Raw genomic sequence first — 14,601 nt, 5'->3', positions numbered from 1 at the left:
TTCGAGTAAACTTTCCTATTTATTTCTAGTATATTTTCATCTAAAATAAGTAATTGCGTTTAAATATATAAATTTAGAAATGATTTGAAAGGAAATTTTAATTGTGCAACTTTTTAAAGAGAGTATCATGGTAGCTTTCGCATTTGTTGGTGTTGTCGTTGGTGCTGGTTTTGCTACTGGTCAAGAAATATTTCAGTTCTTCACAAGTAACGGTATCTATAGCATCTCTGGCATTATTGTTACCGGTTTGATTATAACGCTAGCAGGCGTTTTCGTATTAAACACTGGCTTTGTCATTCAATCTCATAACCATTCTGAGTCTATTCGATATTATTTACATCCAATCATTGCACGTATCTTTGATATTATCTTAACTCTATTCTTATTCTCCTTAGCGATGATTATGACTGCGGGTGGTGCGTCAACTATACATGAAAGTTTCGGATTACCTTATTGGTTGAGTTCATTAATTCTAGTGTTAGTCATTCTTATGACGCTATTTCTTAAATTTGAACGTCTGATTACGGTATTAGGTATGGTTACACCGTTCTTAGTCATTGTTGTTTCTATTATCGCTATCTATTATTTTATAACAGGAGATTTAAATTTTAGTGCGGCCAATCGTTTCAACAAACAGCATCAATCTCTATCACTTGGTTGGTGGTTTGATGGGTTAAATTATGCAAGCCTACAAATTGCAGCCGCATTTAGTTTTTTAAGTGTCATGGGCGGTCGCATGCAGCATCGTCAGTCTGGCTTATGGGGTGGCCTACTTGGTGGCATCATTATCACATTACTGTTATTAATGATTAATTTGGGCCTTGTTACAGAATTTGAACATATTCAATCTGTCGCATTGCCGACCCTATTACTCGCAAGTCACATTTCACCATTATTAGGTACAGTGATGTCGATTATAATGGTTCTTGTTATCTATAATACGATTGTAGGTCTTATGTATGCATTTGCTTCCAGATTTACAGAGCCATTTTCCAAAGGGTACTTTGTACTCATCATTATAATGGCTATCATCACGTTTATATGTACATTTATCGGTTTCATTTCTTTAATTGGAAAAGTCTTCCCAATCATGGGATTATTTGGCTTCATACTACTTATCCCAATTTTATACCAAGGGTTTAAACACTTAGTATTCTCTAAATAAATTAGGATACATTAAAATGGACCCAAAGATGCGAACCATACATCTTTGAGTCCTTTTCCATTATGAATTCAGTATTTCTTGACCTTTCTGTAATCCAGCTTGTGTAATTTCATGACTATTGACCCATACTTCTGTAACCTGTGCACCCTGATGTTTAAATAAGTTAATGACATGTTCACTTTGATCAATAGATACGATTGGATCATTTTTTCCCATTGATAATAGAACGTCTACATCACTCATATCTTTGCTTGTTGAAGCGTCTATTGGATAAAGTGGGGCAAATAGTAATGCTTTTTTAAACGGTGCTTTGTCACGTAACATTAAGTTAATCGCAATATTTGATCCATTAGAGAAACCAACTAAAGCCGTTCGTTTCAAATCAAATTGATACTGTTCAGCCGCTTCATAAATAAAACCAAGCAACCGTTGACCTCGATATTCTAAATCTTTCTCATCGTATACGCCTTCTGCAAGACGTTTGAAATAACGATTCATACCATTTTCATTGACTTCTCCACGAATACTTAACAAGTTATAGTTAGGATTTAAAGCTGTTCCAAGTGGAATAAGATCTGTTTCATCCCCACCAGTTCCATGTAACAAAATTAACGTAGGTGCGTTATCCTTACCTGGTCTATAAATATGTTCCATTTGTCTCACCTCTCCTTAGTACTCATTTAATTTTATTGGCATTAAATGACCTTCTATTTCATATCTTCTTTCCTCGTAAAATGGCGGTAACTGTAGTTGTCTACCTAAATCATCGACGCTTTCATCAATCGTGAATCCAGGTCCTGCAGTTGCAAATTCAAATATTAAATTGCCAGGTTCTTTCATGTAAACCGCATGAAAATAGAATCGTTCTTTCACATCTGTTACATGCAAACCTTTATTATGAAGATAATCACGCCATTGTACATGTACCTCATCATTTGGTACTGACCATGCAATATGATGGAAGATGCCACCACCCCAACGTACAGGTTGTGGGTTTACAAACTTTTTCCCAATAATTTGATGATGCACGCTACCACTCGTTTGATAGTGCACATTGTCATCTGTTTCTTGAATATATTCTAACCCTAAATCATTTTGCAACAATGCTTCCGTAGCTTGAGGATTACCTGATAGCATTGTTACGCCATGAAATCCTATGATGTCATTGTTAACACGTTCTTCATCACTTTCAACCATCGCTAGTGTTAATCCGTGAATGTCCTCAAATTCTAACGTTGTTTGATTGAATGAATCAGTTTGACGTGTTTGAATCCCATTCGCATTTAATTTCATTTCCTAATGTGACATGCTATCTTTCGGTATTCTAAACGCTAATCGTCCAACCTGACCTGAACCGATACGACCTCTATATTGATTTGGCCAATTAAAGAAAGTAAGTACCATATCATGTTGCGCTCTGTCATTTGAGAAATATAAGTGATATGTTTTTGTATCATCATAATTTACTGTTTGTTTAATCAAAGATAAATTTAATACATTTGTATAGAAATCATACGTTTCTTGAGCATCTCCTACAATCGCTGAAATATGATGAATGTGTGTAATTGGTTCCATAAATTCAATACCTCCCTATTTATAACTTTTTCCAGTTGTATCAAACAGACGAACTTGCGCTTCAATCGCTTCTCTTTGTTCCTCTAAAAATGGTGGAAGTGATAATTTCTCGCCTAGCGTTTCATAGGGTTCATCACCCATAAAACCAGGTCCATCAGTTGAAATTTCTAACAAAATATGACCGATTCGTGCATACAATGCTTCAAAATAAAAACGATCGACTAAACCGGAGTTTGGTATGCCTAGTTCTTGATATTTCTGTATCCAGTGTTTAATGGCCTCATGATCTTTCACTCTAAATGATGCATGATGAACTTCACCATATCCTTGTACGGCAACTGGTCTCTCTGAATCCTTTCTTAAAATAACTTGACCACCATTGCCACCTTCACCGACTTCAAGCAATGCTACATCTTCTTCATTCATAATTGTTCGCATTCCATATACATTTTCCAACAATTGTTTGAAATCCTCGAAGTAACTAACCGTAATTTCGATTGGTCCTAAGCCATAAATTGCTTTATCCTCTGGAACCGGACCATTCTTCCATGGTTTACCTGGTGAGACACCGCTATTGCCTTCATCAGATACTAATTGATAGTCTTGTCCATCCTCCTCTTGAAAAGGCAATACCTTCTTACCTAGCACATCTTGAATACCATCATGTTTTATACCAAATGCATCAAAACGCTTCATATAGTATGTCAATGCTTCATCACTCGGAACACGAAACGATGGTTTAGTAATCGAATTGGTACCTTTACGTCCTTGAGGAATGCCAGGAAAATCAAAGAATGTCATATCTGTACCAGCTGTCCCCTCATCATCTGCAAAAAATGTATGATACGTTTGAATATCATCTTGGTTTACTGTTTTTTTAACTAGTCTCATACCTAGTACTTCGGTAAAAAATTTATAGTTACGTTCAGCATCATCTGTAATTGCAGTTACATGATGAATACCTAATAAATCATGTTTAGCCATATTAAAAACCTCCATTTATTTCGATTTCGATATAAATTTCGTTATAAATAAAAGTGCACCGATTTACACTTCAGTAGATTGTGCACTTAATTTTTTGAATGCTTGTTGAATCGTTATCAATTCTTCTTCTGATAGAACTGAGAAGGCTTGTTCCAACGTTGAGGCATGTTGTGGAAATATATCTGCCATAAATTGTTGACCTTTGTCAGTAAGTGTTGCGTTATATACACGCTTATCTAATGGATCTTTATCACGTGTAATCCAACCTTTGTCTTCTAATTGGCTCACAACGTATGAAATACTACTACTCGCGATGAGCACCCTATCTCTAATACGTTGAATAGGTTGTGGACCTTTACTATAGAGTAACTCTAACACTGCAAATTCCGTCACGTTGAGCCCGTAATTCTTCACATCTTGTTGCACGATTTTTTCTAATGTATCTAATGCTCTATTTAGACCAATAAATGCTTTTAATGAATGTTCTGTGCGATCCATTTACTCACCACCTTTAATTTATTTTGATTTCGAGATAAATTGTACACGCGTTTCAATTAATCGTCAATATGTTAGCTCTATTATAATTTCAATATCTATTTATTTCTATCTTTTTTCAAAATGAAATAAGCATGGAAACGGTTGTTACAGGGAATACAAACAATGGAGGTGTCTCAAATGACCAATCAATTATTTATAAACAATGAATTTGTAGAGAGTAAATCTAATGACACGATGGAAGTCATCAATCCTGCTACAGGAGAAGCATTTGATACCATTACTTTCGCAACTGAGGAAGAAGTTAACGAGGCAATCGAAAAATCTAAACATGCACAACTTGAATGGGAAAAAGTACCAGCACCAACACGTGCAGAGCATGTTAAATTATTAATTCCTTTATTAGAGCAAAACAAAGATGAACTTGCCAAATTGTATGTTAAAGAACAAGGTAAAACATTAGCACAAGCTGAAGGTGAAATCGATAAAGCTGTGCAATTTATTGATTATATGACAAGTTTAAGTATGCGTAATAAAGGCGAAGTACTACAAAATAGTGTATCTCATGAAATGATTCAATTAATTAAAAAGCCAATTGGTGTAACTGCAGGTATCGTCCCATGGAATGCACCAATTATGGTCTTGATGCGTAAAGTGATTCCAGCACTAGTAACGGGATGCTCAATCGTCATTAAACCAAGTGAAGAAACAACATTATTAACGTTAAGATTGGCTGAGCTATTCCGCGCCTCAACGATTCCAGCCGGTCTAGTTCAAATTGTGCCTGGTACTGGCGAAACAGTTGGCACACAATTAGCCACACATAAAGATGTACAACTCATTTCTTTAACAGGAAGTATGCGTGCTGGTAAAGCCGTTTATAAAAATGCAGCAGATACAGTAAAAAAAGTGAACCTTGAATTAGGTGGTAACGCGCCTGTCTTGGTTACACCTCATGCAAACCTAGACAAAGCAGTGGACTACATTGTCACAGCACGAATAAATAATGCTGGTCAGGTATGTACTTGTCCAGAACGTATCTTTGTTCACGAAGATGTTCATGATGACTTTGTGAGCAAGGCTAAACAACGTATGAGCGACTTACAAGTCGGGGACCCATTAGACGACAATACCGACTATGGTGCTATTATCAATCAAACTCAATTGGACAGTATTGATAACAAAGTGCAAGAAGCCATTAAAAATGGTGCAGACTTAGTCTTAGGCGGTCATAAATTAGATCGCGCTGGTTTCTTCTATGAACCTACAATTCTTGATAATGTAAAAAAAGATGACAGTGCCTTTAAAGAGGAAATTTTTGGCCCTGTTCTAGCAATTACAACTTATAATGATTTCGATGAAGCAATTGATGCCGCAAACGATACAAATGCAGGTTTATCTTCTTATATCTTTTCAGAGAATTTAAAAGAAGTGATGGAAGCTACAGAACGTTTAAAATTCGGTGAAGTTTACGCTAATTGCGAAGCAGAAGAAGTTGTTAATGGTTACCATGCTGGTTGGAGAGAATCAGGTTTAGGTGGAGCAGATGGTATTCATGGTTTCGAAGAATACTACAATACAACGGTGAGCTATATTAGATATGAATAAATTGGTATAAAAATATCCCCATCTCCTAATAAAAGGATTGGGGATATTTTTTATTTATTCAATGCTTTATCCAACGCTTTAATATTCTTTTTCATGATTGATTGGAAAGTTAAATCTTTGTCGTTAGCTTGTTCTTTAGATAGCACAGACAAATTATTAAAACTTACTGGTTCTGCATTGGTTTCATCACGAATAACATCAGTTATCTTTGAAGTGATATTCTGTTCGTAAAGGATATAAGGTTGCTTCGATTGATTGATTTGTTTAATAAGCGCAAGAATATCCTTTTGACTAGGCTCTTCGTTATTCATACCACTGACACCCTCTTGTTGAAAGTGATAACGCTCTGCTAAATAACCTAATGAATCGTGAGAGATAGTTACTTTTTCTCTTTTAGGATTTTTAGTAATTGTTTTCAAATTATTGTCTAAATCTGTTAAATCCTGATTCAATTTCTTAAAATTTTGTTCATAATATGCTTTGTGTTGAGGATCTCTTTTAACTAAATCATTCTTTATTTTTTCTGCAAAATGCTTGTCTAGGACTGGGTCGAGCCAAACATGTGGGTCGTGACTTTCCTCTTCATGACTATGATGCTGGTCGTGATCTTCATGATCATGGTCTTCTTCAAGCAATGTATGATGATTTAAATCAGCTGCAACTGCTAATTTCATATCATCGTTGGTCATTGATTGCGTAATCGTCTTAGCCACTGGATCTAAGTCGTCACTTGAATATATAAACAGATCACTTTTAGCAATATTAATCATATCTCTCTGAGTTGGTTCATATGAATGGGTGTCTGCACCTGGAGGATAAATCGTATCCACATTGACATATTTGCCACCTATTTGTTTGGTGAAACTTTCAAATGCAAATACTGTAGTATAGATATTTATTTTATTATTGGTTGAAACATCTTTCTTTTTCGCATCCGAATATTGCCCTGTGCTACAAGCTGATAAAGCAATACTAATACACAGGACGATAATGAGATAGCCAATCCTCTTCACACAGAACCCTCCAAAACGTAATAAATTCGTTTTTAACTATATCTTTAATAATGTAATAATGCAATATCTATGTTTATTATTATATTTGAGGTTTAATATTTAATTTTAAAATGTTTTAGATTTCTTCAAAAGTGATAGATATTAATATGACATTATTAAAGGAGTGACGTTTTATGGCACAAGAAATCAAAAAAGGTAATCAACAATTTTATGTTGGCGAAGATGAACAAAATGCTCAAGCTGTCATTACGTTTAAACAAGTAGATAATAATGAAATCGATATTGACCATACTGGTGTCGCTGATGAATTAGGTGGACAAGGTCTAGGAAAACAATTAGTTGAAGCTGTCGTTAATTATGCACGTGAAAACAACTTAAAAATCATCGCATCTTGCCCATTTGCGAAAGACGTTCTAGAGAAAAATGATGATTATCAAGATGTTTATTTAGGATAATCTATTTCATATTTGTTGGCTTACAATTTGAAGTTAACTGAAATGTTTTACAGAATTAGCTTTTAGACTTGAATGAGGTTTATAGTACACCTTTATTACATTAGTCTAAAAGCTTTTTTGTATGCTTTTAAAGTTTTAAAGCAACTGCCTTGATTAATTTAATGATTAGTAGTATATTTATTATACTTAATATAAATAATAAATAAAGATGACTTATTCATCTTAGGAGGCACTACATTATGAATGCATTTCACACTACTGAAGCAACACAAGTTACTAATATTACATTAAACGTTGAAGACTTAAATAAAATGTCAAACTTTTATAAAAATATACTAGGATTTTCAATTAAAGAACAAGACGACAATCATGTCATCTTTAATGTTGGTGCTAATGGTCATACATTAACACTACAATATTTAGAAGATGGTCGCCGTCCTGGGTTTAGAGAAGCCGGTTTATTTCATGTCGCTTATTTACTTCCTACACGCACAGATTTAGCAAACTTTTTATTCCACGCTAGTCGTTTAAATGTGCCTGTAGGTGGTGGAGATCATCTTGTAAGTGAAGCGTTATACTTTAATGACCCAGAAGGTAACGGCATTGAAGTATATCAAGATCGTCCATATGAAAGTTGGCAATGGGATGGTAATTTTGTAAAAATGGATACACTTGCAGTAGATGCAGATGATTTAATTGCACAACGTACTGAAGAAGGTTGGAACGGTTGGCCTGCTGATGGCAAAATTGGACATTTACATCTTAAAACACACGATATCGGGCAAGCACGTGACTTTTATGTGGAACAAATAGGTTTAGAACATATTTCTAATTTCCCACAAGCTTTGTTCATGTCTACTCAAAAATATCATCATCATATCGCTACTAATGTATGGCAATCCAACCAAGCTAGAACAGATAACGAGACTACTTATGGCTTAGTTCATTTCGATATATATAAACCAAATGCTAAAGAAGAACATATTACATCTCCTGAAGGCTTTGATATTACAGTTCACAGTGATACAAGTGTCGTTCCAGGATAATATGGTTAATATTTGGCATCGTTTATAAAACATGTCATTTTAAATAGATTGGGGGCGGGACTACGAAATAATATTTTCCAAAATTTATTTCGTGGTCCTGCCCCGACAACAAGTTTGACTTGAATTAAATAGAAGCTTGCTACAAGTGTATTTTAATTGAGTCAACTACTGCCAATATATATTTATACAGTCTGGGACATAAATAATATAATAATGCTATTTAGCAAATTCGCAGTAGCTGACTGAACTGAGAAGGCGCTTAAATCAAGCTTTTCTCAGTTCTAGTCATCCTTGCGGGGGTGGGACGACGAATTTTAAAAGAATTCTGTCCCACTCCCTTAATCTTAAATTTTTATTCCTCGACAAGTTTTCTATACTTTCTTACTGTATCAAAGTCACTATCTTTTGCTTTTTCATAGCCTTGATGCCCATAAATATCTGTAAGTATTTTCTTACCTTTTTCAGATTTACTAATATCTAAAAAGGCATTACTGATTTTCGTTTTCCACTGTTTACTCATATCACCACGCACAGAAATCGTATCATTTGGTATCTTATCGGTGCGATAAATCACTTTAGTGTCTTTATATATTTTTGGATAATCTTGCTTTAAATCAGCACGTGCATCTTGATATGTAGCTACAGCATCCACATCACCGTTTAACAAGGCTATCAATGCTTGATCATGACCTTTAATTTGAGCAATTTTGATATCATTCTGATTAACATTAACTTTTTTTAAGCTTGCCATTGGATAAATATATCCTGAAGTAGATTCTGGGTCTTGCAAGCCTACTTTGGTCCCTTTTAAATCCTTTAACTTATGTAAATGACTGTCTTTACGAACTACGATTTGTGAGCGATAATAATCGACTAATTTATTAGTTGGATTACCTTTATCATCTACTAAATAACCTTTGGACTTCAACAGTACATCTGCAGCACCTTTATCGTGAGCGATTGTATAGGACACTGGTGAAATAAATGCAACATCCACTTTCTTTGATCTTAAAGCTTCTACCATTGCATTATAATTAGTTGCCACATGTACTTTAACTGGAATGCCTAATTCTTTTGACAACTGTTGCTGTAACGGTTTCACTTTAGCGTTCAACGTTTTTGAATTTTGGGACGGTACAAATTCTACTTTTAATTCTTTTGGTTCATGGTCTCTCGAATGTTTCTTATCATGTTTAGAACAACCACTAAGGATGAGTACTAATGCTATAAAACTAATTAATAATACTTGTAATTTTTTCATTATATTCCCTTTTGCAAAATATAGATTTTAAAGACTTAAATTGTATTATAACTTATTTAATTTAAAAAAAGTCTCAATCTATCAATTTCTAAATAAAACTTTTACAATGTGCAATTTGTAACTAAATCATATACGCTTATCTTTTAAACCCATAAAAAGAGCTACCTGCAAAGTCTCAGCTTTGCAGATAGCTCTCATTCAATTTAAATGATATTCATTTTTTATTTATAAACTAACTATCTTAGTATAATCCTTTTGTTTGATTGCTAGTATCAATGAAGATATTTTTAACTTGTTGATAGTTTTTAATAGCGTCTTTATAAATTTCACGACCGATACCAGATTTTTTATATCCACCGAATGGCGCACCAGCTGGGAATTGGTTATAAGTGTTAATCCAAATACGACCAGTTCTCATCGCTTTAGCAACATTTAATGCACGGTTAATATTAGTAGTAAAGATACCACCCGCTAAACCGTATTCTGAATCATTCGCAATTTTAATCGCTTCAGCTTCATCTTCAAATTTTTCTACTACTACAACTGGTCCGAAAATTTCTTCTTGTGCTAATTGATGACTATTATCTTTAATTTCGATGATTGTAGGCTCGAAGAAGTATCCTTTGTCACGTCCATTATCTGTTAAGCGATGACCACCTGTTAAGATATTTGCATTTGAATCTTCTTCTGCAATTTTTACGTAGCTTTCAATTTTTTCAAGTTGTTCTGGGCCAGTTTGAGCACTCATTTTAACGTCTTCATCAAATGGATCTCCCACTTTGATATTTTCGAAAGCTTCTTTTAATTTAGGCATTACTTTATCATAAATTGAAGATTGTACTAATAAACGTGAACCAGCACTACATACTTCACCTTGGTTGAATAAAATACCTAATTGAGCACCTTCAACAACTTGATCTAAATTTGCATCGTCAAAGATGATATTAGCACTTTTACCACCAAGTTCTAATGTAGTTGGAACGATACGTTCAGCACCTGCTTTCGCAACGCCGTAACCAACGTCTGTTGATCCTGTAAATGATAATTTGTTTACACCTTCATGATTGAAGATTGCATCGCCTGATTCTGAACCTTTACCAGTTAATACGTTTACGACACCTTTAGGTAATACTTCTTGGAAGATCTTCGCAAGTTCAATTAATGATAATGGTGTAGAAGAAGATGGTTGAATCACAATTGTATTACCCGCAGCTAATGCTGGTGCTAATTTCCATGACGCTAATAAAATTGGGAAGTTCCATGCAACTACTGCACCAACAACACCTACTGGTTCATTGACTACTAAACTCATTGTATTCTCATCAATTTCATTGACTGAACCTTCGTCTGTTGTTAATACACTCGCAAAATATTTAAATTGATTTGCTGTTAATGGCACATCAATTGTTGACGTTTCTCGATAAGGCTTACCATTTTGTAACGATTCAATTGTCGCGAAGTGTTCCACTTTTTCATGAATTCGACGACTAATTTCTAATAAATAGTCCGCACGTTCTTCTTTAGATGTCTTACTCCAACTGTCAAAAGCATCTTGTGCAGCTTGTACTGCTTTATCAACATCAGATTTACTTGCTTTAGCTACTTTAGCTAAATCTTCACCATTCGCAGGGTTAGTTACAGTTAATGTGTCTCCACTTTCGCTTGCTTGAAATTCACCGTTGATAAATAAACCGTATTGTTCCTCTATGAAATCTCTAACGTTTACTTTTGCCATTTTTCATCATCCCTTTATATAAATTTATGAAAAACCTTATGTGCGTTGTGTTTACATCAAAATGTAAGCGTTTACTTAAAACTACTATTATTTTACCTTATTTACATTTTTAAATACACTAACTTGCTTGTAATATTTTTCCGTGTATTAAGTTCTTTAAACATCATTAATTCTAGTTATAGAATCTATCACTTATAGATAATAAAAAAAGAGAGTCTTCACTCTCTTTTTTAGTCCTATATTAAATCCATTCAATAACGTCTTCGGCAGGTTGACGAACTTTATCTTTTGGTTCTTCTTTTCGATAACCAAATGCAACCATAACTGATGGTGCGAAATGTTCCGTATCGACAACATTTTCTTCAGCTAAAATTTCAGTAACTTTATCTAAATCAAATCCTTCCATAGGACATGAATCAATTCCTAATAATGCTGCAGAGGTCATCATGTTAGCTAATGCAATGTAAGTTTGTTTACTTGCCCAGTCTAAAAACGTTCGCTCATTATCGTTAATATGGAAATTCGTTTGGAAATTATTAAATTTATCTTCAACTGCTGGAATCGTACTTTCTTCGTATTTTTTAATACCTCGAATTATATGTTGTACGTATTCTGAATCTGCAGTGACATTTTTACGTGCAAGAATAATAACGAAACGACTTGCTGTATTTAATTGCTTTTGTGCTCCCCAACTGTAAGGTTTTAATTTTTCTTTTAAATCTTCATTCTCAATAACAACAAAACGCCAAGGTTCTAATCCTAGTGAACTAGGTGATAAGCGACCTGTTTCTAATATTGTGTGGAAGTCTGACTCACTAACTTTCTTTTCAGGATCAAATTCCTTTGTTGCATGTCTAAAATTAAATGCGTTGATTATTGTCTCTTGCATTGAACTCATGAAATATATCCTCCTTAGATAGTACTAATTTGATTATAAAGTACGTTTCCTTTAGCATAAAATTATACGCTTACAAAAGTTATCATAAAAAATAAATGAAAATTTACTATTTTTATGTTAATTTTTAACAATAGAAAAATAAATTTCGCATTTCCTATTGATTTGTGAATAAATTCACAATATAATATATTTGTAAGTTAATTAATAGAGATGTTTCAAATCATTATTCCTATTAATATTCACATTTCTATAGACAACTTAAGAAAACTTATTTATGTAATTATAAATTCATACAAAATGAAGTGAGGTTATTAAAATGACAAAAATTATGTTTTATGGAACTCGTGATTACGAGAAAAATGACGCTTTAAACTGGGGTAAAGCGAACAATGTTGAAGTTGTTACAACTGAAGAAATTTTAAGTGAAGACACAGTTGATTTAGCTAAAGGTTTCGATGGTGTTACTACAATGCAATTTGGTAAATTAGCAGACTCTGTTTATCCTAAACTTGAAGAATATGGTATTAAACAAATTGCTCAACGTACTGCTGGTTTCGACATGTACGATTTAGACTTAGCTAAAAAACATGGCATTATCATTTCAAATGTACCTAGTTATTCACCAGAAACTATTGCTGAATATTCAGTTTCTATCGCTTTACAATTAGTTCGTCGTTTCCCTGCGATTGAAAAACGTGTTCAAGAACATAATTTCAAATGGGCTGCACCTATTATGTCTACCCCTGTTAAAAATATGACAGTAGCTATTATCGGTACAGGACGTATTGGTGCTGCAACTGGTAAAATTTATGCTGGTTTCGGAGCTAAAGTTGTAGGTTATGATGCATACCCTAACAATTCATTAGACTTCTTAGAATATAAAGATACAGTTGAAGAAGCAATTGCTGATGCTGATATCATTTCATTACATGTTCCAGCGAATAAAGAAAGTTTCCACTTATTCGATGCAGATATGTTCTCTAAAGTTAAAAAAGGCGCAGTATTAGTAAATGCAGCTCGTGGTGCTGTTATTGATACAGCAGCTTTAATTAATGCTGTAAATGATGGTACTTTATATGGTGCTGCCATTGACACATATGAAAATGAAGCTGATTACTTCACATATGACTGGACAGATAAAGAGATCGAAGATGAAACGTTATTAGAATTAATTAAACATGAAAACATTTTGGTCACTCCACATATCGCATTCTTCTCTGATGAAGCTGTGAGAAATTTAGTTGAAGGCGGATTAAACGCAGCATTATCAGTTATTAATACTGGTAAATGTGAAACTCAATTAAACTAAGATATGTGTTTAATAAATAAAAAGGAGAATTCTCAAAATTGAGAGTTCTCCTTTTTTAAGCTATTTCAATACTTCTTGTTCGATAATCTGTAATACCCCTTGCTCATCATTACTTGGAGCAACTGCCTTGGCAACTTCAAATAGTGTTTCATCATGACTATTAGCCATTACATAACTGTGCTCGGCTAATTCAAGCATGTCCTTATCATTGTTAGCATCTCCAAATGCCATCAAATCAGAAGCAGACATATGCCACTCATCCAATAAACGTTGAAGTGCTTGCCCTTTTGTCATATTAGGCATAATAATATCAATACTATCATGTCCACTCGATACGAGTTTAATAGTATTGTTAAACTTTTCCTCTAAATCAGTATCAAGTGTTGAATGCATATCTCGATTAATATTTAACGCAATCTTGACATATTCATCATCCGGTAATGGTTGAAAAGAATCAATTTCCTCCAACTGATGATAGTAGAAATGCGCATCTTCCTTAAATGCTTCACTCGTGTCTTTCAATATATAGGCACTCTTTAATCCGCAAACAATAAATTCTTTAATGTTTCTATCAATATTTAAATAATCAACAACTTCTTTGTAGTCTGTTTGATTGAAGCTACGATAATTATATAAATCTTTACCTCTGTAAATAACTGCACCATTTTCAGAAATAAAGAACATATCTCTTTCTCCGAATATAGATTGTAATTTAGCAAATTGATTTCCACTTGCAGCAATGAATTCTATATTGCGTTCTTTCAATGCTTTAAATATCTTCTCAAAACGGTCTTTATCATAATTCTTTTTAGAATCTAAAAATGTACCATCCATATCTACTGCAATAGCTTTAACCATGTGCAATCCCCCTAGTCCGTTGTATTCACATTTATTATATATATCATCTAATTAGGGTTGAAGTTCACACTAACATGATGAAACTATATTCACATTCTGAAATTAAATACAATTAATAAAAATAGCATGATTATTTCTAATGCTAAATTTAAAGGAGTGACACAAGATCTACATTGGATGTCTTGTATCACTCCTAATG

The 14,601-nt window shown here is 33.8% G+C and carries 13 protein-coding genes and 1 pseudogene; 5 read left to right on the top strand and 9 right to left on the bottom strand.

What is annotated here, in order from left to right; translation table 11 throughout:
* Positions 1 to 127: 127 nt before the first annotated feature.
* Positions 128 to 1,165, top strand: a complete 1,038-nt coding sequence (locus AC1RRU_RS01730) for a YkvI family membrane protein (protein WP_210423092.1) — start codon at positions 128 to 130, stop codon at positions 1,163 to 1,165.
* Between the two features lie 60 nt (positions 1,166 to 1,225).
* On the opposite strand, the gene mhqD is transcribed toward AC1RRU_RS01730, so the two are convergent.
* The 4 genes and pseudogenes from mhqD to mhqR form a co-directional block, all read right to left on the bottom strand.
* Positions 1,226 to 1,819 carry a methylhydroquinone degradation carboxylesterase MhqD gene (mhqD, locus tag AC1RRU_RS01725; protein ID WP_493196424.1) on the bottom strand — a complete coding sequence of 198 codons (594 nt, stop codon included), beginning with the start codon at positions 1,817 to 1,819 and terminating at the stop codon, positions 1,226 to 1,228.
* Positions 1,820 to 1,834: 15 nt separating this feature from the next.
* Positions 1,835 to 2,740: pseudogene (locus AC1RRU_RS01720) on the bottom strand (VOC family protein).
* A 15-nt stretch (positions 2,741 to 2,755) separates the two neighbouring features.
* Positions 2,756 to 3,724, bottom strand: coding sequence for a ring-cleaving dioxygenase MhqE (gene mhqE, locus AC1RRU_RS01715; protein ID WP_016930792.1), 969 nt, complete (start codon positions 3,722 to 3,724; stop codon positions 2,756 to 2,758).
* 63 nt (positions 3,725 to 3,787) lie between these two features.
* A complete protein-coding gene (gene mhqR / locus AC1RRU_RS01710) occupies positions 3,788 to 4,222 on the bottom strand; it encodes a MarR family transcriptional regulator MhqR (RefSeq protein ID WP_011274878.1) in 435 nt (144 codons plus the stop codon).
* A gap of 177 nt (positions 4,223 to 4,399) precedes the next feature.
* Between mhqR and aldA the strand changes: the two genes are divergently transcribed.
* On the top strand, positions 4,400 to 5,827 hold the full coding sequence (gene aldA, locus AC1RRU_RS01705; protein WP_011274877.1) for an aldehyde dehydrogenase: 1,428 nt from the start codon (positions 4,400 to 4,402) through the stop codon (positions 5,825 to 5,827).
* A gap of 50 nt (positions 5,828 to 5,877) precedes the next feature.
* On the opposite strand, the gene AC1RRU_RS01700 is transcribed toward aldA, so the two are convergent.
* The gene (locus tag AC1RRU_RS01700) at positions 5,878 to 6,831 is read right to left on the bottom strand and encodes a metal ABC transporter solute-binding protein, Zn/Mn family (protein WP_370739593.1); all 954 of its coding nucleotides are present in this window, start codon (positions 6,829 to 6,831) and stop codon (positions 5,878 to 5,880) included.
* 182 nt (positions 6,832 to 7,013) lie between these two features.
* On the opposite strand from AC1RRU_RS01700, the gene AC1RRU_RS01695 reads away from it, so the two are divergent.
* Together AC1RRU_RS01695 and AC1RRU_RS01690 are read left to right on the top strand one after the other, a co-directional pair.
* On the top strand, positions 7,014 to 7,295 hold the full coding sequence (locus AC1RRU_RS01695) for a GNAT family N-acetyltransferase (protein ID WP_011274875.1): 282 nt from the start codon (positions 7,014 to 7,016) through the stop codon (positions 7,293 to 7,295).
* Positions 7,296 to 7,534: 239 nt separating this feature from the next.
* The gene (locus tag AC1RRU_RS01690; protein ID WP_011274874.1) at positions 7,535 to 8,341 is read left to right on the top strand and encodes a VOC family protein; all 807 of its coding nucleotides are present in this window, start codon (positions 7,535 to 7,537) and stop codon (positions 8,339 to 8,341) included.
* 352 nt (positions 8,342 to 8,693) lie between these two features.
* On the opposite strand, the gene AC1RRU_RS01685 is transcribed toward AC1RRU_RS01690, so the two are convergent.
* The 3 genes from AC1RRU_RS01685 to AC1RRU_RS01675 all read right to left on the bottom strand — a co-directional run bounded on the left by AC1RRU_RS01685 (position 8,694) and on the right by AC1RRU_RS01675 (position 12,235).
* A complete protein-coding gene (locus tag AC1RRU_RS01685) occupies positions 8,694 to 9,602 on the bottom strand; it encodes a phosphate/phosphite/phosphonate ABC transporter substrate-binding protein (RefSeq protein ID WP_011274873.1) in 909 nt (302 codons plus the stop codon).
* Between the two features lie 241 nt (positions 9,603 to 9,843).
* Complete coding sequence (locus AC1RRU_RS01680) at positions 9,844 to 11,337, bottom strand: aldehyde dehydrogenase family protein (protein ID WP_011274872.1); 1,494 nt, start codon at positions 11,335 to 11,337, stop codon at positions 9,844 to 9,846.
* A 241-nt stretch (positions 11,338 to 11,578) separates the two neighbouring features.
* The gene (locus AC1RRU_RS01675; protein ID WP_493196423.1) at positions 11,579 to 12,235 is read right to left on the bottom strand and encodes an NAD(P)H-dependent oxidoreductase; all 657 of its coding nucleotides are present in this window, start codon (positions 12,233 to 12,235) and stop codon (positions 11,579 to 11,581) included.
* A 316-nt stretch (positions 12,236 to 12,551) separates the two neighbouring features.
* Here AC1RRU_RS01675 and AC1RRU_RS01670 point away from each other — a divergent pair, with 316 nt between their 5' ends.
* Positions 12,552 to 13,544 carry a D-lactate dehydrogenase gene (locus AC1RRU_RS01670; protein WP_053021966.1) on the top strand — a complete coding sequence of 331 codons (993 nt, stop codon included), beginning with the start codon at positions 12,552 to 12,554 and terminating at the stop codon, positions 13,542 to 13,544.
* Positions 13,545 to 13,604: 60 nt separating this feature from the next.
* Here AC1RRU_RS01670 and AC1RRU_RS01665 read toward each other — a convergent pair whose 3' ends face one another.
* Complete coding sequence (locus tag AC1RRU_RS01665; RefSeq protein ID WP_016930794.1) at positions 13,605 to 14,402, bottom strand: Cof-type HAD-IIB family hydrolase; 798 nt, start codon at positions 14,400 to 14,402, stop codon at positions 13,605 to 13,607.
* Positions 14,403 to 14,601: the final 199 nt, after the last annotated feature.

It is taken from the genome of Staphylococcus sp. GW821-FHT11H10, assembly GCF_058807855.1.
The sequence above is the reverse complement of the archived record's forward strand: the minus strand, read 5'-3'. Positions and strand labels throughout refer to the sequence as shown.

What these genes read in the sequence shown, in the direction of transcription:
- AC1RRU_RS01730 (WP_210423092.1), top strand. Translation starts at nt 128, where the DNA reads ATGGTAGCTTTCGCATTTGTTGGTGTTGTCGTTGGTGCTGGTTTTGCT.
- mhqD (WP_493196424.1), bottom strand. Translation starts at nt 1,819, where the DNA reads ATGGAACATATTTATAGACCAGGTAAGGATAACGCACCTACGTTAATT.
- mhqE (WP_016930792.1), bottom strand. Translation starts at nt 3,724, where the DNA reads ATGGCTAAACATGATTTATTAGGTATTCATCATGTAACTGCAATTACA.
- mhqR (WP_011274878.1), bottom strand. Translation starts at nt 4,222, where the DNA reads ATGGATCGCACAGAACATTCATTAAAAGCATTTATTGGTCTAAATAGA.
- aldA (WP_011274877.1), top strand. Translation starts at nt 4,400, where the DNA reads ATGACCAATCAATTATTTATAAACAATGAATTTGTAGAGAGTAAATCT.
- AC1RRU_RS01695 (WP_011274875.1), top strand. Translation starts at nt 7,014, where the DNA reads ATGGCACAAGAAATCAAAAAAGGTAATCAACAATTTTATGTTGGCGAA.
- AC1RRU_RS01690 (WP_011274874.1), top strand. Translation starts at nt 7,535, where the DNA reads ATGAATGCATTTCACACTACTGAAGCAACACAAGTTACTAATATTACA.
- AC1RRU_RS01685 (WP_011274873.1), bottom strand. Translation starts at nt 9,602, where the DNA reads ATGAAAAAATTACAAGTATTATTAATTAGTTTTATAGCATTAGTACTC.
- AC1RRU_RS01680 (WP_011274872.1), bottom strand. Translation starts at nt 11,337, where the DNA reads ATGGCAAAAGTAAACGTTAGAGATTTCATAGAGGAACAATACGGTTTA.
- AC1RRU_RS01675 (WP_493196423.1), bottom strand. Translation starts at nt 12,235, where the DNA reads ATGAGTTCAATGCAAGAGACAATAATCAACGCATTTAATTTTAGACAT.
- AC1RRU_RS01670 (WP_053021966.1), top strand. Translation starts at nt 12,552, where the DNA reads ATGACAAAAATTATGTTTTATGGAACTCGTGATTACGAGAAAAATGAC.
- AC1RRU_RS01665 (WP_016930794.1), bottom strand. Translation starts at nt 14,402, where the DNA reads ATGGTTAAAGCTATTGCAGTAGATATGGATGGTACATTTTTAGATTCT.